Consider the following 23,134-nt stretch of genomic DNA (forward strand, 5'->3'; position numbering starts at 1 on the left):
AGGAACGGTGTCGGAAGGCACGGCCGCGGCTGATTTCGCCGCGCTGTTGGGGGAGTTGAAGGAGCGCTCGGGGCTGAGCTACGGGGTGCTCGCCAAGCGGCTCCACATGAGTACGTCGACGCTGCACCGGTACTGCAACGGGGATGCCGTGCCGACCGACTACGCGCCGGTGGAGAGGCTCGCCCGGCTGTGCAAGGCGTCGCCCGCGGAGCTCGTCGAGCTGCACCGGCGGTGGGTGCTGGCGGATGCCGGGCGGGTGCGTAAGGGGAGTGGTGGTACGGGGGGTGGCTCTCCGGAGGTGGCCGCTCCGGGAGTGACCGCTCCGGAGGTGGCCGCTCCGGAGGTGGCCTCTCCAGGGGCCGGCGTTCTCTCGTCGGAGGCCGGAGCCGAGCATGCCGACGTTCCTGTGCCGCAGGAGCGCGGGGGTCGGCGCCCTCGGCGGGCGCTGCTCGCCGCAGTCGCCGCGGCCGTGGTTCTCGGTGGGGTCGGTCTCGCCGTGGCCGTTCCGCTGGGCGGGACGGACGGCGAGGGGCGGCGCGGGGCGGCGGCGGTCTCCGGCGGTGGCGGCGGGCAGGAGGGGGAGGACCCGGCGGCTTCCGTGTCGCCCTCGGCCAGTTCGTCCTCCGCGGGCAGCGGAGACAAGAACAAGGGGAAGGACAAGGGCAAGGCCGATGGGGCTGCCTCCGCATCCCCCACCCCAGCCTCCCCCGGCAACGGCAACGGCAACGGCAACGGCAAGGGCAACGGCACCGGCGGCGACCGCCCCGGGCGTGAAACCGCCTCCGACGCCGCTCCCCTCACGGTGGACACGGAGCCGCACGCCTGGGAGAGCCCCTGTTCCCAGCGTTATCTGGTGAATCTGCCGCCGGGGCGGGTGAGGCCGCCGCCGGTGGAACAGGACGCGCCGGGCTGGGTGGCGGCGATGGGGGCCGTGTCGTCGGGGGAGCAGCTCCTGAAGCTCACCGTGCAGGGGACGGGCAAGGAGACCGTGGTCGTCAAGGGACTGACGGTCCGTATGGCCGGCAAGCGCGCGCCGCTCGCCTGGAACGACTACGCCATGGGGTATCCGGGCGTCGGCTGCGGCGGTGGCGTGCCGACCCGGTTCTTCACGGTCGCCCTCGACGCCGCGCGCCCCGGTGTCGTGCCCGAGGCGGGGCACGCCGGCTTCCCGTTCAAGGTGAGTGAGTCCGACCCGGAGGTGTATTACATCCGGGCCGACGCCTCCGCGTACGACGTCAGCTGGTACCTGGAGCTGACCTGGTCCAGTGGTGACCGGACGGGCACGCTGACCGTGAACGACCAGGGCAGGCCCTTTCGTACGAGCGGCAACAACGGGCGTCCGGCGTACGAGTTCCCGCTGGGCGGCGAGAAGTGGGTCGAGGAGGGGACCACGAACTAGTTCCGGATCTGGTTCCCCAGGACCGTTGGGGTGCCTGAGGGGCGTCGTCGCGCGATGGTCGTTCTGCGCGGGCACCATCAAATCCGTTGAACCGTTAGGTTGTTGACCGTCGTAGTGGTTGTTGATTGAACTACCCACTTTTCAGGGAGACGTCGATGTCCGGTGACGCCCTCAGGCAGGATCCCGCCGAGTTGCAGAGGAGGATCGACAGCAGCAAGGCGCACCCCGCCCGGGTCTACGACGTCTTCCTCGGCGGCAAGGACCACTACCCCGCCGACCGGGACGCGGCCGCCGCCGCGCTGGCCGCCAACCCGCGCGGGTACCTCGACGTACGGCACAACCGCGACTTCCTCCGGCGCGCGGTGACCACGCTCGTGGAGCAGGACGGCATCCGGCAGTTCCTCGACATCGGGACCGGGCTGCCCACCGCCGAGAACGTGCACCAGATCGCGCAGCGCATCACGCCCGAGTCGCGGGTCGTGTACGTCGACAACGACCCCGTGGTGCTCGCGCACGCACGCGCCCTGCTGACCAGCGGCCCCGAGGGGCGTACGGACTACATCGACGCCGACCTGCGGGACCCGGCCCGCATCCTCGAACAGGCCGCCAAGACCCTGGACCTCGACCGGCCGGTCGCGCTCTGCCTGGTCGCGATCCTGCACTTCGTCGCGGACGAGGAGGCGTATCCGCTGGTGAGCGGGCTGCTCGACGAGCTGCCCGACGGCAGCCGGCTGGTGCTGAGCCACCTCACCGAGGACCTCAACCCCGAGAACATCCGCGCGGTCCAGCGGACGTACACCGAGCGCGGGTTCACCTTCGTGCTGCGCTCCCGGGCCGACGTCGAGCGGTTCTTCACCGAGAACGGGCTGGAGATCGCCGACCCGGGGGTCGTCCCCGCGCACCGCTGGCGGCCCGACCACGCCGCCCCCGTCCCCGAACAGCCGGAGGAGTCCTTCCTCGCCGGACTGGAGGAGATCGAGAAGGTGCGGTACCGCGACATCAACGACGTCACGGACGCGGACATCAACGTGTACGCGGCGATCGGCACCAAGGGATGAACCGCGGGTTCCGGACTCCGCGCCCGTGCGCGCCCGGCGTCCGGATCCCGGAAACCTGCTTGTAGGCGGCACGTACTTCTTTAGGCTGCGGGGCACCAGGCGCACCGCAGCCGAAGGAGCCGTGTCATGACCGTCGCCGAGCCCCTGCCCACCCACTCTCCGGTGCCACCGCTCGCCGCGCGGGCGCGGGCCGTCGGCGGCTCTCCCGTACGGGACATCCTCGCCGTCACCGCCCGCCCCGAGGTGGTCAACTTCGCGGGCGGGCTCCCGGCACCGGAGCTGTTCGACGCCAAGGGCATCGCCGCCGCGTACGAGGCGGTGCTCGCCGAGGCGCCCGCGCGGGCGCTGCAGTACTCCACGACCGAGGGCGAGCCCGCGCTGCGGGACGCGCTCGCCGCCCGCACCACCGTCCGCGGCCTGCCGACCGGGCGCGACGACCTGCTCGTCACCACCGGCAGCCAGCAGGCCCTCTCCCTCCTGGCCACCGCGCTCCTCGAACCCGGTGACACCGTCCTCGTCGAGAACCCCTGCTATCTGGCGGCACTTCAGGCCTTCGGCTTCGCCGGGGCGCGGATCGTGGCCGTGCCCGGCGACGAGCACGGCGTCGATCCCGGGGCACTGGAGGAACTCGTCACGCGCGAGCGGCCCAAGCTCCTCTACACCGTGCCCACCTTCCAGAACCCCACCGGCCGGACACTGCCCGCCGAGCGGCGCGCCGCCGTGGCCGCCGTCGCCGCCCGGCGCGGATTGTGGATCGTCGAGGACGACCCCTACGGCGAGCTGCGCTACGACGGTGAGCGCCTGCCGTGGATCGCCGCCCACCCGGGCGCCGAGGACCGGACGGTGCTGCTCGGCAGCTTCTCCAAGGTCATGGCGCCCGGGCTGCGGCTGGGCTGGCTGCGGGCGCCCGGAGAACTGCGGCGCGCCTGTGCCGTCGCCAAGCAGGCCGCCGACCTGCACACCCCGACCGTCAACCAGCTCGCCGCGGCCCGCTACCTCGCCGACAACGACCTCGACGCCCATGTCGCCCGCGTCGCCGGCGTGTACCGCGAACGCCGCGACGCGATGCTCTCCGGGCTCGCCGGGGCGCTGCCGGCGGGGTCGGTCTGGAACCGGCCCGAGGGCGGCATGTTCCTCTGGGCGCGCCTGCCGGAGCCGTACGACACGACGGCCCTGCTGCCGCAGGTGGTCCGGCAGAACGTGGCCTACGTCCCCGGCGCCCCCTTCTACGCGGGCACGCCCGACCGGACGACCCTGCGGCTGTGCTTCGTGACGCAGACCCCGTCCGAGATCGAGGAGGGGCTGCGCAGGCTGGGGGAGGGGCTCAGTCCCACTGGAAGTGCCACGTCCGCTGGTTGAGGACCTGGTGCTCGGCGTAGGCCCGGAGGGCCGGGTCCGGGCTCTGGTGGATGGTGTCCGGGCAGAACGCGAAGTGCTCGGCGGCGACCGCTTGCGCGGCGGACGGGGTGGTGGGCGGGGTCGCCACGGACAGCAGCAGGTGGTCGAAGCCGAGGGCGAGGAGACGTATGCCGAAGCGGTCCTCCCAGGAGCGGAGCACCGCGCTGAGGCGGGCCGTGTCGTCCTCGTGGTGCGCCGGGCCCGTCCAGCCGATCGCCGTCGGGATGTCCGCGCTGCGGCGGGCCGGGACGAGGGCGAGGCGGGGGTCCTTGAACGGGCCGCCGTCGTCGAGCAGGGCGTCCACGACGCCGACGGCCACGGAGTCCGGGTCCCGGTCCTGGTCCCGGTCCTCGGGGAGGGGCTCGGCCGGGCCGGGCCATGCCTCCCCCCGCGCGGCGTGCTCCTCCCAGTACTCCGCCAGGACCTCTTCGGCGTCGTGGTCCCCGGGGTAGGACACCTCGCCGGGCATCAACTCCCAGCGGTCCGGGCCGCCGTGGCCGTCGCCCGTCTCCAGGACGACCGGCAGGAGTCCCGCCCGGCGGGCCGGCCCCAGCGCCGCCCAGCCGCCCGGGAGGGCCCGCCCGTCCGCGCACCACAGCAACGGCTCGTGCCAGGGGCCCTCGTCGGTGCTGTCGACGAGAGCCCCGGCGGGGAGTTGAAGACCGAGCGAGCGGCCGCTCGGGTCTGCCGCCAGCCTCGGCAGCGGGTTGGGAAGAGTCGCCATGGTGGTGACTGTAAAGCCGGCCACTGACAAGCCGAACGGCCCCGGCGGTCCTCCACAGCGGACAGCGGCTGGCCTATTGGCTCCCTACGGTGCGGACATGACCACTTCCTCGGAGAAGACGGACCTGCTGGCGGCGTTCGCGGAGCAGCGCGCGTTGCTGCTGATCACCGTGCGTGGACTCACCGACGCGCAGGCCACGCGCTGTACGACCGTGAGTGAGCTGACCCTCGGCGGAATCGTGAAGCACCTGGCCCGGGGAGAAGAGGCGTGGACGCACGTCATGACCAAGGGCGACGGTGAACTGCCCGACGGCATGCTCGACATGGGGCAGTACCGCATGGCCGAGGGCGACACGCTCCCCGCGCTGCTGAAGCGTTACGCACGGGCCGCTCGGGCCACCGAAGAGGCAGTGGCCGCGCTGGTGGACCTGGACGTCAGCGTGCCGCTGCCGAGGACGCCCTGGTCGCCGCCGGAGCCCGAGTACTGGTCCGTGCGCCGGATCCTGCTGCATCTGATCAGGGAGACCGCCCAGCACGCCGGGCACGCGGACATCATCCGGGAGGCCCTGGACGGCGCGAGTACCACCGCCCAGCGCTGACCCGGCGCGGCGTCACACGCCGGCGTCGAAGCACTCGCGGCCCTCTCCCCGCACGGGGCGGAAGCAGGCCCGGATCGTCGCGCCGGGGCTCGCCTCGGTCATGGGGGTGTAGACGTAGGACTGCGCGGCGACGCCGTCCGTGATCCTCGCGGTGTGCGGACGGCCGCCGTCGGCCGCGTTCAGCTCCAGGCGGTCACCGATCCGGGTGCTCCACATCCTCGCCCAGCCCGCCCCGCACTTGGCGCTGTAGCGCAGTTCGAGGTGGGCTCCGCCGGCCGTGCGGTGCGAGGCGAGGGTGCGCGGGTCCGTGCCGCACTTCATCTGCATCGGGCTCCTGCCCTCACAGGCGGCTCCACGGCAGCGCGGCGACGGCACGGCGGAAGACGGTGGGGCGGGGCGCGAGTCGGTGGACTGGCCGGCCAGCAGGACCAGGGCCACCGACAGGCCGCCGGCCGCCAGGGCGCAGACCGAGGCGATGACCGCCAGGACCGCCCCCCTGCCCCCACCGGCCCGACCGGCCTCGGCCTCCGTGGTCGCGGGCGGGTCCGCGCGCGGCGGCGCCCCACGGCCGCTCCACTCCGATTCCGCCAGCTCCCACAGCGCGAGACAGCGGCCCTCCGGCTCGCCCGCCAGGCGGCACAGCTCCCGCACCGCCTGGCTCGGTGGGAGTGCCTTGCCGTTGAGGTAGCGCTCCCAGGACGATTTGCTGAAGGGGGTCTTCGCCGCGAGGGCCGCCAGGCTCAGGCCGCTGCCGGTCCGCAACCCCCGTAACGCGCAGACGAGCCGGGCCCGTTCCGGTGGCAGCCCGCCGGACGGGGTGCGCGTCATTCCCGCAGGGCCTTCTAGGTGTGGGGGCCGATGATGCCGTCCACGACCAGACCGGAGCGCTTCTGGAGGCCCTTGACCGCGCGTTGCGTGTGCGGGCCGAAGATACCGTCCACGGCGCCCGGCGAGAGGCCCGCTTCCCGCAGCAGGCACTGGGCCTCGGCCACCTCCGGTCCGGCGTGGCCCATCGCCAGGACGGCTTTCAGGGTGCGGCTGTTGCCCGCGTACCAACGGCCGTCGATCCGTTCCGCCCGGCACGTGTACGCGAGGCGCTCCGACCGCTTCGGCGATCCGGGTGGTGCGGCGGCGGAGGCGGTGAGGGGAGCCGCCGCGGCCTCACCCTCGCCGTCCGTGAGGCGCACGGCCAGCAGGATCGTGGAGCAGACGGCCAGCACCAGGGCGACCGAACCGGCGACGAGCGTGACGCGCAGGGCCCGGCCGTGGGGGCGGGACGATTCCGCACCGGCCGGTGGTCCCGGCCGCTCCGCCGCCGTGCCCGACGCCTCGGCCGCGACCTCGTACAGCGCGAGCAGGCGCGTCGGGTCGTCACCGCCGAGCCGGGCCATCGCCTCGACGGCCTCCCTGGGCGGGAGGCACCTGCCGGACAGGTACCGCTCCCAGGACGACGTGCTGTAGCCCGTCTTGGCGGCCAACTGGCGCAGACTCAGTCCGCCGTGGTCCTTCACCCGGCGCAACCGCACCACCAACTGCCGTACGCGCGGATCCAGTTCTTCGGGAAGTCCTTTCCAACGCGACATGTTCCCCCCACTCGCGTGCGCGGACCGTGGTCAGCGGTCCCGTCACCGCCGCATTCTGCATCAGCATCCACGCGCCGCCCCAGACATCGGTTCCGTGCCCCCCGCCTGCCCCCTCCGTATTCGGCCACCATCCGCCGCGACCGTCCCGCCGTACCGTCCCGGCGCGCGGTGTCCCCGCAGGTCAGGGTGCGGGACGTCCCGCGCGGACGTCACTTCCGCGGCGATTGTGGCGGATCGGGGCCCCGGGGCCGCAGTCTCGTTCCCGAGCCGGCCGCCGCGGTCGGCCTGACCACGAAGGGGGACACCATGCGTATGGCCAACAAGCTCGCCGTCATGGCCGGAGGCATCGCGCTCACCGGCGGTCTGCTGGCCGGTACCGCGGGCCCGGCCGGTGCCGCACCGGCCGCGCCGCAGGCCGCCTCGGACTGTCCGTCCGGCTGGTTCTGCGTCTGGGACGGGCAGAACTACACCGGCCGCATGCAGAAGGTCGCCGGGACCAACAAGGACCTGACCCAGTACGCCGTGTTCCAGAGCTTCAAGTCCTGGTACAACCACGGCGCGTCCTGCGACTTCAAGTGGTTCTCGGAGAAGAACCACGCCGGGTCCAGCGGCATCGTCCCGAGGGGCTACAAGGAGACCGGCGGCGTCAGCCGCTACATGAAGTCCAACACGTGGGTCAACTGCCGGTGATCCACGGCTCCTGAAAACGCCGAGGGCGGCACTCACGGGGGAGTGCCGCCCTCGGTCCGTGCGCGACGGGCCGGACTCAGAGCCGCTCGGGCGTCCGGATGCCCAGCAGCGCCATGCCCCGCTGGAGGGTGCGGGCCGTGACGTCGCAGAGGAACAGGCGGTTCTCGATCTGCTCCTGCGTCTCGGCCTTCAGCACCGGGCACTTGTCGTAGAACGTCGTGTACAGCGACGCCAGCTGGTACAGGTACGCCGCCAGCTTGTGCGGGGCGTACTCCGTCGCCGCCTCCGCGACCGTCGCCGCGAACGAGTCCGCGTGCAGGCCCAGCGCGCGCTCCGCCTCGTGCAGCTCCAGCTCGGGGTGCGCGGCGGGACGGGAGGTGCCGGCCTTGCGCAGGATCGACTGGATACGGGCGTAGGCGTACTGGAGGTAGACGGACGTGTCGCCGTTCAGCGAGACCATCTGGTCCAGGTCGAACTTGTAGTCGCGGTTCGCCGACGTCGACAGGTCGGCGTACTTCACCGCGCCGACGCCCACCTGGGTGCCGCGCTCGGCGATCTCCGCCTCGGAGAGGTCCTGGGCCTTCTCGCGGACGACCGCCGAGGCACGGTCGATCGCCTCGTCGAGGAGGTCGACCAGGCGGACCGTCTCGCCCTCACGGGTCTTGAACGGCTTGCCGTCCTTGCCGAGGACCGTGCCGAAGGCGAGCTGCACCGCCTCGACGTCGTCGTTCAGCCAGCCGGCGCGGCGGGCCGTCTCGAAGACCATCTTGAAGTGGAGCGACTGGCGGGCGTCCACCACGTAGAGGAGCGTGTTCGCCTTGATGCCGAAGACCCGGTCGCGGATCGCCGACAGGTCGGTCGCCGCGTAGCCGTAGCCGCCGTCCGACTTCTGCACGATCAGCGGGACCGGCTTGCCGTCCGGGCCCTTGATGTCGTCGAAGAAGACACAGAGGGCTCCTTCGGAGCGGACCGCCACGCCCGACTCCTCCAGGAGGCGGCAGGTCTCGGCGAGCATGTCGTTGTAACCCGACTCGCCGACGATGTCCTCGTCGCGGATCTCCATGTCCAGCTTCTCGAAGACGGAGAAGAAGTAGATCTTCGACTCGTCGACGAACTTCTGCCACGTGGCGAGGGTCTGCGGGTCGCCCGCCTGCAGGTCCACCACCCGGCGCCGGGCCCGGGTCTTGAACTCCTCGTCGGAGTCGAAGAACTTGCGAGCGGCCTTGTAGAGGCGGTCCAGGTTCGACATCGCCTGCTCGCCGGAGGCCTGGAGGTCGTCGCCGTCGCCGTGGTCCAGCTCGTGCGGGTGCTCCTCCAGGTACTGGATGAGCATGCCGAACTGGGTGCCCCAGTCGCCGATGTGGTGACGCCGGACCACGTTCTCGCCGGTGAACTCCAGCAACTGCACCACCGCGTCGCCGATCACCGCGGAGCGCAGGTGGCCGACGTGCATCTCCTTCGCCACGTTCGGCTGGGCGTAGTCGATGACCGTGGTGCCCGGGTGCTCGGCCTGCGGCACGCCGAGGCGGCCGGTGTCGTCCGCCCAGCGCGCGGCGAGGGTCTCGGTGATCGCGCGGTCGGTGATCGTGATGTTCAGGAAGCCGGGGCCGGAGACCTCGACGTCCTTGATCAGCTCACCCGACTCGACCCGGGAGACGACCTGCGCGGCCAGCTCGCGCGGGTTGGCCTTCTCCTTCTTGGCGAGGGCCAGGATCCCGTTGGCCTGGAAGTCGGCCCGGTCGCTTCGTCGCAGCAGCGGGTCCGCGGAGCCGGCCTGCGGCAGAGCCGCCGACAGGGCCGCCGCGAGGCGCTGGTGGACGGAGTCGCTGAGGGACGTGACCGAGGCCATAGGTAAGGGTGCCGTTCTCCTCGAGGGAATCGATAGACACGGCCAGTATCCCATGGGGGTAAAGCCGTTTTTCCGGGCGCGAGGAGGTCTGGGAGAATGGTGCGGTCAGCCGTGCGACCGTACCGGCTGCCCGATGCAGAAAGAAGGACGTGCCGATCGTGGCTCAGAGCACCGAGACCACCGACTGGGTCTCCCGTTTCGCGGATGAGGTCATCGAGGAGTCGGAGCGCCGGGCCCCGGGCAAACCCGTCGTCGTCGCGTCCGGCCTCTCACCGTCCGGACCCATCCACCTCGGGAACCTGCGCGAGGTCATGACCCCGCACCTCGTCGCCGACGAGATCCGCCGCCGGGGCCACCGGGTGCGGCACCTGATCTCCTGGGACGACTACGACCGGTACCGCAAGGTGCCCGAGGGCATCGCCGGTGTCGACAAGAAGGCCTGGGAGGAGCACATCGGCAAGCCGCTGACGTCCGTCCCGGCGCCGAAGGGGTCGTCGCACCCGAACTGGGCCGAGCACTTCAAGGCCTCGATGACCGAGTCGCTGGCCGAGCTGGGCGTGGAGTTCGACGGGATCAGCCAGACCGAGCAGTACACCACCGGTGTGTACCGCGAGCAGATCCTGCACGCCATCAAGCACCGCGCCGACATCGACGCGATCCTCGACCAGTACCGCACGAAGAAGGCCCCGGCCAAGAAGCAGCAGGGGCAGAAGCCGGTCGACGAAGCCGAGCTGGAGGCCGCCGAGGGCTCCGGCGCGGCCGCGGAGGACGACGGCAGCTCCGGCGCCGTCGGGTACTTCCCGTACAAGCCGTACTGCGGCAACTGCGAGAAGGACCTCACCACCGTCACCTCCTACGACGACGACTCCACCGAGCTGACGTACGCCTGCACCGCGTGCGGCTTCTCGGAGACGGTCCGGCTGAGCGAGTTCAACCGCGGCAAGCTGGTCTGGAAGGTCGACTGGCCGATGCGCTGGGCGTACGAGGGGGTCGTGTTCGAGCCCTCCGGTGTCGACCACTCCTCGCCGGGCTCGTCGTTCCAGGTCGGCGGGCAGATCGTCGGGATCTTCGGCGGCAAGCAGCCCATCGGGCCGATGTACGCCTTCGTCGGGATCTCCGGCATGGCGAAGATGTCGTCCTCGAAGGGCGGCGTGCCCACCCCGGCCGACGCCCTGCGGATCATGGAGCCGCAGCTGCTGCGCTGGCTGTACGCCCGACGCAGGCCCAACCAGTCCTTCAAGGTCGCCTTCGACCAGGAGATCCAGCGGCTGTACGACGAGTGGGACCGGCTGGACGTCAAGGTCGCCGACGGCAGCGCCCTGCCGGCCGACGTGGCCGCGCACGCGCGTGCGGTGGGCACGGCCGCCGGTGAGCTGCCGCGCACGCCCCGGCCGCTGCCGTACCGGACGCTGGCGTCCGTCGCGGACATCACCGCCGGGCACGGGGACCAGGCGCTGCGCATCCTCAGCGAGCTGGACCCGGAGCAGCCGCTGACCTCGCTGGACGAGGCGCGCCCGCGGTACGACAAGGCCGAGGCCTGGATCAACACGCACGTCCCCGCCGACCAGCGCACCATTGTGCGGGACGAGCCCGACGCCGAGCTGCTGAAGTCGCTCGACGAGCCGGGCCGCGAGTCGCTGCGGCTGCTGCTCGACGGGCTGGCCGACCACTGGTCGCTGGACGGTCTGACGCACCTGGTCTACGGCGTGCCGAAGGTGCAGGCCGGGTTCTCCGCCGACGCCACGCCGAAGGAACTGCCGCCGGAGATCAAGAGCGCCCAGCGGTCCTTCTTCGCGCTGCTGTACCACCTGCTGGTCGGGCGGGACACCGGGCCGCGGCTGCCCACGCTGCTGCTGGCGGTGGGGCAGGACCGGGTTCGGGCTCTGCTCGCCGAGTAGGAGTGGGGAAGCAGTCGCCGTGGTGAAAGGAAGGGGCCCTCGGATGAGGGCCCCTTCCCTTGTGCGGGTCAGGCGATGTGCTCGTCCGTCAGCTCTGCGTTGAGGCGGTTGGAGAATCGCTTCACCATGCGCTTCACCTCGGCCTCGTCCAGGGCGACGCCGTATGTCGCCTCGACGTCGGAGATGAACCCGCGCGGAGTGGGCGCTCCGTTCCCACCCTTGGTCGACTCACGGAAGACCTGGTAGTAGTCCTCCTCCGTCGGCTCCGGCGGGCCGCCGCCGTCGCCCAGTTCACGCGTGCGGTTCGGGCCCACCGGGATGGGGAAACCGCCGGTGTCCTCCGGGGAGGGCTCCCGGTCATCCTGGGGCTGGTACCGCTCGGCCTCTTGTGGTTCCGCGATCCACCGGGCGTACCCGTCGGGGTCGTAAGCCGGGTCGTAACCGCCCTGGTACTCGACCTCGCGGGGGGTGTTGAACCAAGGGCTCTGGTCGGGCTCGGGCTCTGCTTCCACGTACTCGGCGACGGGGGCGCTGTCCAGCTCCGGACGCTGCTCGCCGGAAGGGGCCGCCCGCTGCGGCACGGGCGCCGCCCCGGCAGCACGACCGCCTGCGGACTGGGCGGGTGCGGCCACTGTGTCCAGAGCCTGCCTGGGAGCCGGCGGGATCAGCGCGGGCTCGATGCCCGCCGCCGCCAGCCCGGCCGGAGCCGTCTCCGCCAACGGCACCCCGTACTTCGCCAGCCGCAGCGGCATCAGGGACTCCACCGGGGCCTTGCGGCGCCAGGACCGGCCGAACCGCGACCGCAGCCGCGCCTGGTAGACGAGACGTTCCTGCTCCAGCTTGATGACCTGGTCGTAGGAGCGGAGCTCCCACAGCTTCATACGGCGCCAGAGGAGGAACGTGGGGACCGGGGAGAGGAGCCAGCGGGTGAGGCGGACGCCCTCCATGTGCTTGTCGGCCGTGATGTCGGCGATGCGGCCGATCGCGTGCCGGGCCGCCTCGACCGAGACGACGAACAGGATCGGGATCACCGCGTGCATGCCCACGCCGAGCGGATCCGGCCACGCGGCCGCGCCGTTGAAGGCGATCGTCGCCGCCGTCAGCAGCCAGGCCGTCTGACGCAGGAGGGGGAACGGGATCCTGATCCAGGTGAGGAGCAGATCCAGGGCCAGCAGCACGCAGATACCCGCGTCGATGCCGATCGGGAAGACGTAGGAGAAGTTCCCGAAGCCCTTCTGGAGGGCCAACTCGCGGACCGCCGCGTACGAACCGGCGAAGCCGATGCCGGCGATGACCACGGCACCGGCCACGACCACGCCGATGAGAATGCGGTGCATCCGAGTCAGCTGCATTGGCGCGGCCACCCGTACTCCCCTCCCCTTGCATGTTGTTGCGCGCAACAGGGTGGCACATGTGTGCGGAGAACGGGTGGCCGGATCCCGTCGGGACGGTTCAGCTCTTCGACGCGGGCTTCTTGGACGGCGAGGCCGAGGCGTCCTTCGAGGGCTTGTCCGACGCCCCCTTGGAAGGCGACTTCGACGGCGACTTCGACGCCGGTCCGGACGGGGCGCCGCCCGCCTTGCCGCCGCCCTTGCCGTTCGCGTCGGACACCGCGGCCACCGCTTCCTTGGCGGCCTTCTTCGCGTCCTTCAGCATGTCGTCGCCGCTCGGCGTCTTGTCGCCGGCCAGGCCCGCGCCGTTGTAGTCGAGCGTGACCACGACGTTCTCGACGCGCGCCACGATCGTCTGCTGCTTGAAGGTGCCTTCCTTCTTCTTCAGGTCGTAGCGCACGGCCGTCGCCTGGTCACCCGTACCGGTCACCGGCTCCGTCTTGACGCTCTTGGCGCCCTCGACGGCCTGGGCCTCCTGAACCTGCTTCTCGAAGTACTCCCGGGCCAGCTTGTCGGCCGGGCCGCGGGTGACGTCCGACTCGAAGCGCAGCATCGACACGTTCAGCCAGCGGAACTGCGAGCCCTTCACGCCGTTGTTGTCGAGGCTGTTCCAGGAACAGCTGCTGCGCGTCGAGATGTCGTCCGACTTGCCCTCCTTGCCGGACTTGCTCTCCGGCACGAGGTCCTTCAGCGTCTTCTTCGTGAACGCCTTGCACGGCTCCGGAAGCTTGCCGTACGCCGCCGCCTGCACGGTCGGGGACGGGCTCGCGGACGCGGATGCCGCGGCCTTCTCGGCCTTGTCCGCGCTGTCGCCGGAGCCGGAGTCCGAGGAGCAGCCGGCGGCGACCAGCATCACGGGGACGGCGGCCGCGCAGACAAGGACGCGGTTGAGGCGCTTCGCTCGCTGGTCTCGCTCTTCTCGGTGTGCTCGTCGCTGCATGGTTCCTTCACTCATGACGCTCGTGGTTCCCTGCGGTCGGAACGGGTCCGAGTGGTCACGGTACGCGGTGAGACAACGGTGTGTTCTTCCTTCGCGTGCTTTGCGGGCAGGCGTGAAGGGGCCGTGAAGGGGCCTCACTCGCCCAGCGAATCCGCCAGCTGCGAGGCCAGTTTCTGCGCCCTGTCCTGCATTTCCTTGCTGTCCGGGACGACGCCCACAGTCGTCGGCTGCTCCGCGTACTCGATGGTCACGATGACGTTGGACGTGCGGAACGCCACAGTCACCGTCCGCTGCTTGGCCGTCGAACCGGAACTGCTCAGCCCGTCGTCGAGGAAGGCCTCGTCGCCGAGGTCCTCCAGCACCCGGGGCTGCAACTCGGTCGGGGGAGCGGACACCGACGCCGAGGGCGAAGGGGAGCCGGACGGAGCGGGCGAGCCGCTCGGGGACGCGGCCGAACCACCCGCCGGAGTACTGCCGGAGGCCGCCGTCCCGGTGGCCGTCGGCTCGGGCAGATGGGCCGCCGCCTCCTGCTCCGCGAAGAGCTGCTCGGCCTGGCTGTCGTCGCTGACGGCGTTGTCGTAGGAGACGACCCGCTCGAAGTCGATCAGTAGATGGTCGGTGGCCGCCGGGGAGTCCACCTTCCAGCGGCAGGCGACCTTGCGGTCGGTGTCGAACGTGGTCGTCGGTTCGCCCTCGTAGGCCTTCTCGCGCTGCTCCTCGTCGTGTATCTGCCGGATGCCGGGCAGGAGTTCGTCGAGGGTGCTCTCGCTGACCTCGGCGCAGGGGTCGGGCAGCGTGCGGTAGCGGCCGGGCTCGGCGGCGGGCGATGCCGTGCCGGTGTCGCCCGGGTTGGAGTCGTCCGTCGAGCCGCCGTCGCCCGAGCCGCCGGTGCAGCCGGCCAGTACCGCCGCGAGGAGCGCTGCGATACCGGGTACACACGCCTTCCGTTGCACGTGGTGGCTCCTCTCGAGACGGATATTGGCTTGCCGCCGTGAGGCGGGCGATGAACACAATGTGTATCGCACGCACTGCCGTGGACGCCGGTCCGATTTCCCTTTCGTCGACCTTGGCTCCGGTATTTGCTGTTGAAGACTTCTGTTCATTTATGGGGGATTGAGGACGTTATGTCGTATGTAGAGATACCGGGTGCGAAGGTGCCGATCCGGATGTGGGCCGACCCGGCCTCGGTCGAGGGCTCGGCGCTCCAGCAGCTCCAGAACGTCGCCACGCTGCCGTGGATCAAGGGCCTGGCGGTCATGCCCGACGTGCATTACGGCAAGGGTGCGACGGTCGGCTCGGTCATCGCGATGCGGGGCGCGGTGTGCCCGGCGGCGGTGGGCGTCGACATCGGCTGCGGAATGTCGGCGGTGAAGACGTCCCTGACGGCGAACGACCTGCCCGGCGATCTGTCCCGGCTGCGGTCGAGGATCGAGCAGGTGATTCCGGTGGGGCGGGGGATGCACGACGATCCCGTGGACCCGGGGCGGTTCCATGGAGTGGCCACGGCGGGGTGGGACGGCTTCTGGGGGCGGTTCGACGGGATCGCGGAAGCAGTCAAATTCCGTCAGGAGCGTGCGACGAAGCAGATGGGAACGCTCGGCGGCGGAAACCACTTCGTCGAAGTCTGCACGGATATGGCCGGTTCTGTCTGGCTGATGCTGCACTCCGGTTCCCGGAACATCGGCAAGGAACTGGCCGAGCATCACATCGGCGTGGCCCAGAAGCTCCCGCACAACCAGGGCCTGGTCGACCGCGACCTCGCGGTCTTCGTCGCGGACACCCCGCAGATGGCGGCGTACCGCAACGACCTGTTCTGGGCGCAGGAGTACGCGAAGCACAACCGCTCGATCATGATGGCGCTCCTGAAGGACGTGATCCGCAAGGAGTTCAAGAAGGCCAAGCCCACCTTCGAGCCGGAGATCAGCGCGCACCACAACTACGTGGCCGAGGAGCGCTACGACGGGATGGACCTGCTCGTGACCCGCAAGGGCGCGATCCGGGCCGGCTCCGGCGAGTACGGGATCATCCCCGGTTCCATGGGCACGGGTTCGTACATCGTGAAGGGCCTCGGCAACGCCAAGTCCTTCAACTCCGCGTCGCACGGCGCGGGCCGGCGCATGAGCCGCACCGCGGCCAAGCGCCGGTTCACCACGAAGGACCTGGAGGAGCAGACCCAGGGGGTGGAGTGCCGCAAGGACTCCGGGGTCGTCGACGAGATCCCCGGCGCCTACAAGCCGATCGAGCAGGTCATCGACCAGCAGCGCGACCTCGTGGAGGTCGTGGCGCAGATCAAGCAGGTCGTCTGCGTGAAGGGCTGACGGACCGGCTCTACGACTCCCGGTGCACCTTCGTGTTCGAGGCCTGGGCGCGGGGGCGGAGGACCAGGAGGTCCACGTTGACGTGGGCGGGGCGGGTGATCGCCCAGGTGATCGTGTCGGCGACGTCGTCGGCCGTGAGGGGCTCGGCGACGCCCTGGTAGACCTTGGCCGCCTTGTCCTCGTCGCCGCCGAAGCGGGTCAGGGCGAACTCGTCCGTCTTGACCATGCCGGGGGCGATCTCGATGACGCGGACCGGCCGGCCGACGATCTCCAGGCGCAGGGTCTCGGCCAGGACGTGGGCGCCGTGCTTGGCGGCGACGTAGCCCCCGCCGCCCTCGTAGGTGCCGTGGCCCGCGGTGGAGGAGACGACCACGACCGTGCCGTCGCCGCTCGCGATCAGCGCGGGCAGCAGGGCCTGGGTGAGGTTGAGGGTGCCGATGACGTTCGTCTCGTACATCTGGCGCCAGTCGGCCGGGTCGCCGGTCGCGACGGGGTCCGCGCCGAGCGCGCCGCCCGCGTTGTTGACCAGTACGCCGATCGTCTTGAACGCCGTGGCGAACTCGTCGACCGCCGCGCGGTCGGTGACGTCGAGGGCGTACGCCGTGGCCTGGTGGCCCGCCTGGGTGATCTCCTCCGCGAGGGCCTCGATGCGGTCCTTGCGGCGCGCGGTGAGGACGACGCGGTAGCCCGCCGCGGCGAGCTGCCGGGCCGTGGCGGCGCCGATTCCGCTGCTCGCACCCGTGACGACGGCGATGCGGGAGGCTGCGGGCGGGGCGGCGGTGGCCATGGGTGCTCCTCGGGTCCTCGGGCGTGCGGCGGGCCCGGCGTCCGCGTCGGGCTTCCGGCCAGGATAAGTGGGCCCCGCGGTGGGAGAATGAGGCTGGGTGGTCCCCTGTTCTCCCGGAGGTGGATCATGGGCGAGGCACGTGAGGTCATGGACCGGCTCACGGACGCGGTCACCACACACACCGATATGAAGGTCGTCGGCGAGCTCTATGCCGAGGACGCGGTCGCCTTCACCTCGGACGAGGGCGAGCTGCGCGGGCGCGACTCGATCGTCGAGTACTGGCGGACGATGACCGAGGCGGTTCCCGGGGCGGCGTTCGAGGTGCTGCACTCCTATGAGGCCGGTGACACGGCCATCGACGAGGGGGTCTTCCACGGGCGGAACACCGGGCCGCTGGAGCTGCCCAACGGGGAGACGCTGCCTCCGACGCAGAAGGAGGTCCGGATCCGCGGGGTGGACATCGCCACGGTGAAGGACGGGCGGATCGTCGACTACCGGCTGTACTTCGACGAGATGGATTTCCTCGGGCAGTTGGGGCTGCTGCCCGACGAGCCGTTCTGAGCTCCCCGAGAAGTCCGGTCAGTTTCCCCGCGGGGCGTACATGATGACGGCCATGCCCGCGAGGCAGACCAGCGCGCCCGTGATGTCCCAGCGGTCCGGGCGGTAGCCGTCCGCGACCACGCCCCACAGGATCGATCCGGCGACGAAGACCCCGCCGTACGCGGCGAGGACGCGGCCGAAGTGGGCGTCCGGCTGGAACGTCGCGACGAAGCCGTAGGCGCCGAGCGCGAGGACGCCGCCGGCCGCCCAGAGCCAGCCCTTGTGCTCGCGCACGCCCTGCCAGACGAGCCAGGCGCCGCCGATCTCGAGGAGGGCGGCGAGGGCGAAGAGGGCGGCGGAGCGGAGCACGGACATGGCGGTCAGCTTCGCATGCGCTCGTCGTGACGCCGGTTTCAGCCGTCGTGACGCCGGTGTCAGCCGTCGGGGGTCTCGGCGCCGTGGCGTGCACGAGCCTCTTCGGCCTCGTCGCAGTGATGCGCGCCGGGCAGGTGCTGCGCCGTTGCCGTGAAGGCGCGTGCCCGGCTCGGCGAGGGCGATGGGCCCTGGCGTCCGGCCCGGGTCTCCGCGGCGTACGCCGTGGGAGGTGCTCCCACCGTCGCCGTGAAGTCCCGTACGAGGTGGGCCTGGTCGGCGTAGCCGAGGTCGGCGGCGAGGGGCGGCCCAGTCGAGCCGACGAGGCGGTCGTGGCGGAGCTGGCCGGCGCGGTGGACGAGCTGGCGCCGACGGCCAGGAAGACGGGCGTGTTCGGGGAGCCGGTGCCGGAGGGCGAGGACGCGTCGGCGTTCGAGCGGCTGCTCGCGCGCACCGGCAGGGACCCACGGTGGGAATAGCCCCATGGGGGCCGCGGTTCCCCAGGTATGGTTGAACAGTAAACAACCTGGAGGGTGAGCGACCATGCAGTTCGGGATCTTCAGCGTCGGCGACGTCACGCCCGACCCCACCACCGGCCGGAAGCCCACGGAGCGCGAGCGGATCAAGGCCATGGTGGCCATCGCGCTGAAGGCCGAGGAGGTGGGGCTCGACGTCTTCGCGACCGGTGAGCACCACAACCCGCCGTTCGTGCCCTCGTCGCCGACCACGATGCTCGGCTACGTCGCGGCCCGTACCGAGCGGCTGATCCTCTCCACGGCCACGACCCTGATCACCACCAACGACCCGGTGAAGATCGCCGAGGACTTCGCGATGCTCCAGCACCTGGCCGACGGCCGGGTGGACCTGATGCTGGGGCGCGGGAACACCGGCCCGGTCTATCCCTGGTTCGGGCAGGACATCCGGCAGGGCATCAACCTCGCCGTCGAGAACTACGCCCTGTTGCACCGCCTGTGGCGCGAGGACGTCGTCGACTGGGAGGGGAAGTTCCGTACGCCCCTGGAGGGCTTCACGGCCACGCCCCGCCCGCTGGACGGCGTACCGCCGTTCGTCTGGCACGGCTCGATCCGCTCCCCGGAGATCGCCGAGCAGGCCGCGTTCTACGGCGACGGCTTCTTCCACAACAACATCTTCTGGCCGGCCGACCACACCAAGCGCATGGTCGAGCTGTACCGGACGCGGTACGCCCACTACGGGCACGGCACCCCCGAGCAGGCGATCGTCGGACTCGGCGGGCACGTGTTCATGCGCAAGAACGCGCAGGACGCCGTGCGAGAGTTCCGGCCCTACTTCGACGTCGCGCCGGTGTACGGGCACGGGCCGTCGCTGGAGGACTTCATGGACCAGACGCCGCTGACCGTGGGCTCCCCGCAGCAGGTCATCGAGAAGACGCTGGCCTTCCGCGGTTACGCCGGCGACTACCAGCGCCAGCTGTTCCTCGTCGACCACGCCGGGCTGCCGCTGAAGTCCGTGCTGGAGCAGATCGACCTGCTGGGCGAGGAGGTCGTGCCGGTGCTGCGCAAGGAGTTCGCCCTGAACCGCCCGGCGGACGTGCCGGACGCCCCGACGCACGCGGCCCGGCTCGCCCGGGACCGAGGGTGAGGGGACGGTAGGGACCGGCTCCACGGTTGCCCGGCCCCTGGTGAGAGGGCAGTAAGAAGGACGCTCCGGCGCAACACATACGGTCCCGGTCGGCGGGCGGCTTGGCACACTGGACGCGTGCCCAACACCGTGCTGCTCGCCGAAGACGACCGCGCCATCCGCAACGCCCTGGAGCGTGCCCTGACCCTGGAGGGTTACCGGGTCATGGCGGTCGCCGACGGTGTCGAGGCGCTGGCGCAGGCCCACCGCAACCGTCCGGACGTGCTCGTCCTGGACGTGATGATGCCCGGCATCGACGGGCTCCAGGTGTGCCGGGTGCTGCGCGCCGAGGGCGACCGCACCCCGGTGCTGATGCTGACGGCCCTCGTGGAGACCGCCGACCGGATCGCCGGCCTGGACGCGGGCGCCGACGACTACGTGGTGAAGCCGTTCGACGTGGAGGAGGTCTTCGCCCGGCTGCGCGCCCTGCTGCGCCGTACCAGCCCGGTGAACACCGGGAGCGCACCCGCGGCCGAGGCGTCCAGGCCGCTCCCGGAGCGGTTCATCGAGGCCGCCGGCATCCGTATGGACCCCCAGGCGCGCCGGGCCTGGCGGGGCGCGCGCGAGCTGGAGCTGACCCGCACCGAGTTCGAGCTGCTGGAACTGCTGGTGCGCAACGCCGGCATCGTCCTCGACCACTCGACGATCTACGACCGCATCTGGGGCTACGACTTCGGGCCCGGCTCGAAGAACCTCGCCGTCTACGTCGGCTATCTGCGCCGCAAGCTCGACGAGCCGGACGCGCCGCAGCTGATCCACACGGTCCGGGGCGTGGGTTACGTGCTGCGGGAGGACTGAGTGGGCCGCCTGCGCGGGCTGCTGGCCGGGCGGCGGCCGAAGCTGGTCTCGCTGCGCACCACCTTCGCGGTGTCGTTCGCGGCGGTGACGGCGGCCGTGACGATCCTGGTCGGCATCCTGTCGTACAGCGCCGCCGCGCGGCTGGTGCGGGTGGACCAGCAGACGGTGTTCGACGAGGTCGTGCAGGATCTGCGCGACGAGGTGCGGCAGAACCACATGACGCCCGGCGACTTCTCGTCCGCCGCGCCCGGCCACGACCTGGTGCGGCCGGCCCGGACGGACGTGCAGGTGCTCGGCCCGGACGGGCACGTCGTCGACCCGGGCAGCCCGGGGCTGCCGGTCACCGGCGCCGACGCGCGGATCGCGGCCGCGGTCCTGTCCGGGGAGGTGGCCCAGCACAAGGACGTCGACGTCGGCGACGACGTCTACCGCGTCGCCACCGTCTCCCTCGGCGGCGGCCGGGGCGCGGTGCAGGTCGCGCAGGAGTTCAGCGACGTCGAGGACCTGCTGCGGGCGCTCCAGCAGCGGACGCTGCTGCTGATGGCCGCCGTGGTGGTCGGCGCCGGGCTGTTCGGCTGGTGGCTGGCCCGGCGGATCACACGCCGCCTGGTCGTGCTGACCGACGCCGCCGAGGACGTCGCCCGCACCCGCCGGCTGGGCATCCAGGTGCCCGTGGCCGGTCATGACGAGGTGGGCCGCCTCGGCCGGGCCTTCGACCGCATGCTGGGCCGGCTCGCGCAGTCCGAGGAGGACCAGCGCCGCCTGGTCCAGGACGCGGGCCACGAGCTGCGCACACCGCTGACCTCGCTGCGCACGAACATCTCCCTGCTGCGCCGGATCGGCGAACTCCCGCCGGAGGCCCGCGAGGAACTGGTCGCCGACCTGGGCCAGGAGGCCCGGGAGCTGACCGACCTGGTCAACGAGCTGGTGGATCTCGCGGCCGGGCAGTCCGACACCGAGCCGCCGCGGCGGGTGGACGTGGCGGACATCGCCGAGGAGGTGGCGGGGGTGGCCCGGCGCCGCAGCGGCCGGGAGATCGTGCTGCGCGCGAGCGGCGACACCACGACCGACGGGCGGCCCGGGATGCTGACCCGGGCGCTCTCCAACCTCGTCGAGAACGCGGTGAAGTTCGACCAGCGCGGCCGGGCCCCCATCGAGATCGTCGTCTCGGGGCCCGCCCGGCCCGGCACGATCCGGGTCGAGGTCCTCGACCGCGGACCGGGCATCGCCGACAGTGACCTCACCCGGGTCTTCGACCGCTTCTACCGGGCCGCCGACGCCCGCTCCCTGCCGGGTTCCGGCCTGGGCCTGTCCATCGTCCGCGAGGTGGCCCTCGCACACGGGGGAGCGCCGTTCGCGTTCCGGCGGGACGGCGGCGGGACGGTGACCGGGTTCACGGTGGGCGGAGGCCTGGACTGACCCCGCGGGCCTTGCGGGAGCCCGTCCGCGCCGTGGGCCGGTCAGTCCCCGAGGGAGTAGAACCGCATCGGAGAGGTGGGCCGGAACCCGATCCTCGGGTACACGGGCGCTCCGGCGGCGGTCGCGTGCAACGTCGCCCGGGTCAGCCCGGTGGCCCGGGCCCCCTCGTACAGCGCCTTGCGGGTCACGGCCTCGCCGTACCCCCGCCGCTCCCACCCCGGGTCGGTGGCGACCAGCGCGACGAACAGCCGCCCGTCGGCCTCCACCGAGGCCGCGCAGGTCACGGGGACTCCGTCCCGAAGGCCCAGGTACGCGAACACCCGGCTCTTCCACAGCGAGGACCCGGCGAGCCCGTCCCGCCCGTCCTCCAGAGGGAACCCGTAGGCACGCGAGTTGATGTCCGCGTAGGACCGCAGCAGTTCGTCGTCGGTCACGCGCACGAAGGTCAGCTCGGGGTGGGCGGGCTCGGGAATGGGCAGCAGATCTCCCGCCATGCCGGTGCCGGGAAAGGCGTAGCGCAGGCCCGCCCGCTCGGCGGCGTCCCCCAGCGCGGCGTGCGCCGGGGCGTCGAGCAGATCCTCGAAGACCCACAGGAACCCGGGGTGGGTCTTCGCCCGCATGATCTCGGCGGCCTCGTTCAGCCGCTGCTTCAGCAACCCGGCATCGGCACCGGCATCGGTCAGGGTCACGCAGTTCCAGAAGGCGAACCGGCAGTCGGCCCACCGCACGGCGATGCCCGGCAGGTCCCGCACATCGGCCTGCGGATCCCGGTCGAGCACCATGGCCCGCCACACCGTGGCGAGTTGCTCCACCGATTCGACCGACTCCGCGAGATCACGCATTAGGGCCCCCTCAGGTCTCGGCCGGCGACGGCCGCCGTACTCGTCCCGTCGGTCACGGGATCCCTCGGCGCGACCCCACGACCGTAGAGATCCTGCCCCGCGAGGGAGGGGCCCTGCGCGTCGCATTCCGGCCATCGCACCTCAGACGGCGGTCGACGGGCGGAGCGATCCGCCGGCGTGGCGCTGTTCGGGGCCGACGCGCGCTCCGGTCCACGAGTTCACGCGCCCGGGCGGCGCTTCGGAGCCGGTGGCGGCATGGTGGCGGTGGCCGCCCTGTGAGCGCAGGGGTGTGATCAGCCCCGCCTCGCCGATGGCACGGGGAAAGCCGGGAGGGGTACCGAGCAGCTCGGCGGTCGCACCCGTCGTGCAGGCCCGCGGCGCCCGGAGCCTCCGGCGGCACCATCATGGGGCGGCCTGTTCCGTCTCCGTAGTGCCACCACCCGAGGCGCCCGGGCGGGCCGGTGCATAGAATCCGATCCCATGCGGAAGCCTGACGAGCTGATCGTTGACATCGCTGCCCGTGTGGAGTCCGGGCAGAGCAACCAGATGTCCTTGACCGTGGTCGCCAGTGGGGCTGTCATCACCGGCCGGCTGGCTCCGGAAGCCGTGTGGAGGCAGAGGGTGTCGGAGGTGCTGACCAGCTCCGCCCGGCTCGGCGAGTTCTCCACCGTCTTCGACACCCCTACGAAGAAGGAAGGACCGCCCACGCATCTGCACTTCCATGTCGCCCGCATCCTGCAGGGCACGGTGGGGATCCCGGAGACGGGCGGGATGTACCGGGTCGCGATCGAGGACGTGAGCGCCTGGACCGTGGGGGACTTCAGCTACTCCGACCACTGACCCGCCGCCTCCGTCGACAGCGGAGATCCAT

22 protein-coding genes and 2 pseudogenes are annotated in these 23,134 nt (G+C 71.5%); 12 read left to right on the forward strand and 12 right to left on the reverse strand.

Annotated elements, in window-relative coordinates:
* The first annotated feature begins 7 nt into the window (after positions 1-7).
* The 3 genes from CEB94_RS23045 (at position 8) to CEB94_RS23055 (ending at position 3,816) form a co-directional block, all read left to right on the forward strand.
* Positions 8-1,399: a helix-turn-helix domain-containing protein gene (locus tag CEB94_RS23045; protein WP_175434019.1), complete on the forward strand. Its 1,392-nt coding sequence runs from the start codon at positions 8-10 to the stop codon at positions 1,397-1,399.
* Between the two features lie 155 nt (positions 1,400-1,554).
* Positions 1,555-2,457, forward strand: a complete 903-nt coding sequence (locus CEB94_RS23050) for an SAM-dependent methyltransferase (RefSeq protein ID WP_175434020.1) — start codon at positions 1,555-1,557, stop codon at positions 2,455-2,457.
* A 126-nt stretch (positions 2,458-2,583) separates the two neighbouring features.
* Positions 2,584-3,816, forward strand: a complete 1,233-nt coding sequence (locus tag CEB94_RS23055; protein ID WP_175434021.1) for an aminotransferase-like domain-containing protein — start codon at positions 2,584-2,586, stop codon at positions 3,814-3,816.
* On the opposite strand, the gene CEB94_RS23060 is transcribed toward CEB94_RS23055, so the two are convergent.
* A complete protein-coding gene (locus tag CEB94_RS23060; protein WP_175434022.1) occupies positions 3,782-4,579 on the reverse strand; it encodes a DUF4253 domain-containing protein in 798 nt (265 codons plus the stop codon). The two genes, CEB94_RS23055 and CEB94_RS23060, sit on opposite strands and share 35 nt — an antisense overlap.
* Before the next feature lie 97 nt (positions 4,580-4,676).
* Here CEB94_RS23060 and CEB94_RS23065 point away from each other — a divergent pair, with 97 nt between their 5' ends.
* Positions 4,677-5,177, forward strand: coding sequence for a DinB family protein (locus CEB94_RS23065; protein ID WP_175434023.1), 501 nt, complete (start codon positions 4,677-4,679; stop codon positions 5,175-5,177).
* Between the two features lie 12 nt (positions 5,178-5,189).
* Here the strand turns inward: CEB94_RS23065 and CEB94_RS23070 are convergent, their stop codons facing one another.
* Entirely contained in the window at positions 5,190-6,005 is an 816-nt protein-coding gene (locus CEB94_RS23070) for a helix-turn-helix domain-containing protein (protein ID WP_175434024.1), read from the reverse strand.
* A gap of 14 nt (positions 6,006-6,019) precedes the next feature.
* Positions 6,020-6,760, reverse strand: a complete 741-nt coding sequence (locus tag CEB94_RS23075) for a peptidoglycan-binding protein (protein ID WP_175434025.1) — start codon at positions 6,758-6,760, stop codon at positions 6,020-6,022.
* A gap of 306 nt (positions 6,761-7,066) precedes the next feature.
* Between CEB94_RS23075 and CEB94_RS23080 the strand changes: the two genes are divergently transcribed.
* Positions 7,067-7,450 (forward strand): peptidase inhibitor family I36 protein, encoded by a 384-nt coding sequence (locus tag CEB94_RS23080; RefSeq protein WP_175434026.1) that lies wholly within the window; start codon positions 7,067-7,069, stop codon positions 7,448-7,450.
* A gap of 76 nt (positions 7,451-7,526) precedes the next feature.
* On the opposite strand, the gene argS is transcribed toward CEB94_RS23080, so the two are convergent.
* Positions 7,527-9,299, reverse strand: coding sequence for an arginine--tRNA ligase (gene argS, locus CEB94_RS23085; protein WP_175434027.1), 1,773 nt, complete (start codon positions 9,297-9,299; stop codon positions 7,527-7,529).
* A 149-nt stretch (positions 9,300-9,448) separates the two neighbouring features.
* Between argS and lysS the strand changes: the two genes are divergently transcribed.
* Positions 9,449-11,197: a lysine--tRNA ligase gene (lysS, locus tag CEB94_RS23090; protein ID WP_175434028.1), complete on the forward strand. Its 1,749-nt coding sequence runs from the start codon at positions 9,449-9,451 to the stop codon at positions 11,195-11,197.
* 68 nt (positions 11,198-11,265) lie between these two features.
* Here the strand turns inward: lysS and CEB94_RS23095 are convergent, their stop codons facing one another.
* From CEB94_RS23095 to CEB94_RS23105, 3 genes are all read right to left on the reverse strand, one after another.
* A complete protein-coding gene (locus CEB94_RS23095; RefSeq protein ID WP_246111884.1) occupies positions 11,266-12,534 on the reverse strand; it encodes a DUF2637 domain-containing protein in 1,269 nt (422 codons plus the stop codon).
* 115 nt (positions 12,535-12,649) lie between these two features.
* Positions 12,650-13,543 carry a DUF3558 family protein gene (locus tag CEB94_RS23100; protein WP_175434030.1) on the reverse strand — a complete coding sequence of 298 codons (894 nt, stop codon included), beginning with the start codon at positions 13,541-13,543 and terminating at the stop codon, positions 12,650-12,652.
* Between the two features lie 119 nt (positions 13,544-13,662).
* Complete coding sequence (locus tag CEB94_RS23105; RefSeq protein ID WP_175434031.1) at positions 13,663-14,481, reverse strand: DUF3558 domain-containing protein; 819 nt, start codon at positions 14,479-14,481, stop codon at positions 13,663-13,665.
* A 171-nt stretch (positions 14,482-14,652) separates the two neighbouring features.
* Here CEB94_RS23105 and CEB94_RS23110 point away from each other — a divergent pair, with 171 nt between their 5' ends.
* Entirely contained in the window at positions 14,653-15,846 is a 1,194-nt protein-coding gene (locus CEB94_RS23110) for an RtcB family protein (RefSeq protein WP_175434032.1), read from the forward strand.
* 10 nt (positions 15,847-15,856) lie between these two features.
* Here the strand turns inward: CEB94_RS23110 and CEB94_RS23115 are convergent, their stop codons facing one another.
* On the reverse strand, positions 15,857-16,633 hold the full coding sequence (locus CEB94_RS23115) for an SDR family NAD(P)-dependent oxidoreductase (protein ID WP_175434033.1): 777 nt from the start codon (positions 16,631-16,633) through the stop codon (positions 15,857-15,859).
* A gap of 126 nt (positions 16,634-16,759) precedes the next feature.
* On the opposite strand from CEB94_RS23115, the gene CEB94_RS23120 reads away from it, so the two are divergent.
* Positions 16,760-17,194 carry an ester cyclase gene (locus CEB94_RS23120; protein WP_175434034.1) on the forward strand — a complete coding sequence of 145 codons (435 nt, stop codon included), beginning with the start codon at positions 16,760-16,762 and terminating at the stop codon, positions 17,192-17,194.
* An 18-nt stretch (positions 17,195-17,212) separates the two neighbouring features.
* Here CEB94_RS23120 and CEB94_RS23125 read toward each other — a convergent pair whose 3' ends face one another.
* Both CEB94_RS23125 and CEB94_RS41030 read right to left on the reverse strand, forming a co-directional pair.
* Positions 17,213-17,548, reverse strand: a complete 336-nt coding sequence (locus CEB94_RS23125) for a YnfA family protein (protein WP_175434035.1) — start codon at positions 17,546-17,548, stop codon at positions 17,213-17,215.
* Positions 17,549-17,607: 59 nt separating this feature from the next.
* Positions 17,608-17,869: pseudogene (locus tag CEB94_RS41030) on the reverse strand (hypothetical protein); the annotation flags it as partial.
* 219 nt (positions 17,870-18,088) lie between these two features.
* Between CEB94_RS41030 and CEB94_RS23135 the strand changes: the two are divergent.
* From CEB94_RS23135 to CEB94_RS23145, 3 genes are all read left to right on the forward strand, one after another.
* Positions 18,089-19,165 carry an LLM class flavin-dependent oxidoreductase gene (locus tag CEB94_RS23135; RefSeq protein WP_175434036.1) on the forward strand — a complete coding sequence of 359 codons (1,077 nt, stop codon included), beginning with the start codon at positions 18,089-18,091 and terminating at the stop codon, positions 19,163-19,165.
* Positions 19,166-19,282: 117 nt separating this feature from the next.
* The gene (locus CEB94_RS23140) at positions 19,283-20,002 is read left to right on the forward strand and encodes a response regulator transcription factor (protein WP_175434037.1); all 720 of its coding nucleotides are present in this window, start codon (positions 19,283-19,285) and stop codon (positions 20,000-20,002) included.
* Positions 20,003-21,421, forward strand: coding sequence for a HAMP domain-containing sensor histidine kinase (locus CEB94_RS23145; protein ID WP_175434038.1), 1,419 nt, complete (start codon positions 20,003-20,005; stop codon positions 21,419-21,421).
* Positions 21,422-21,462: 41 nt separating this feature from the next.
* On the opposite strand, the gene CEB94_RS23150 is transcribed toward CEB94_RS23145, so the two are convergent.
* Together CEB94_RS23150 and CEB94_RS42250 are read right to left on the reverse strand one after the other, a co-directional pair.
* Positions 21,463-22,263 carry a GNAT family N-acetyltransferase gene (locus CEB94_RS23150; protein WP_175434039.1) on the reverse strand — a complete coding sequence of 267 codons (801 nt, stop codon included), beginning with the start codon at positions 22,261-22,263 and terminating at the stop codon, positions 21,463-21,465.
* A gap of 52 nt (positions 22,264-22,315) precedes the next feature.
* Positions 22,316-22,635 (reverse strand): annotated as a pseudogene (locus tag CEB94_RS42250) (hypothetical protein); the annotation flags it as partial.
* Positions 22,636-22,743: 108 nt separating this feature from the next.
* On the opposite strand from CEB94_RS42250, the gene CEB94_RS23155 reads away from it, so the two are divergent.
* Complete coding sequence (locus CEB94_RS23155; RefSeq protein WP_175434040.1) at positions 22,744-23,103, forward strand: hypothetical protein; 360 nt, start codon at positions 22,744-22,746, stop codon at positions 23,101-23,103.
* Positions 23,104-23,134: the final 31 nt, after the last annotated feature.

The organism is Streptomyces hawaiiensis (assembly GCF_004803895.1).
GTDB classification, from domain to species: Bacteria; Actinomycetota; Actinomycetes; order Streptomycetales; family Streptomycetaceae; genus Streptomyces; species Streptomyces hawaiiensis.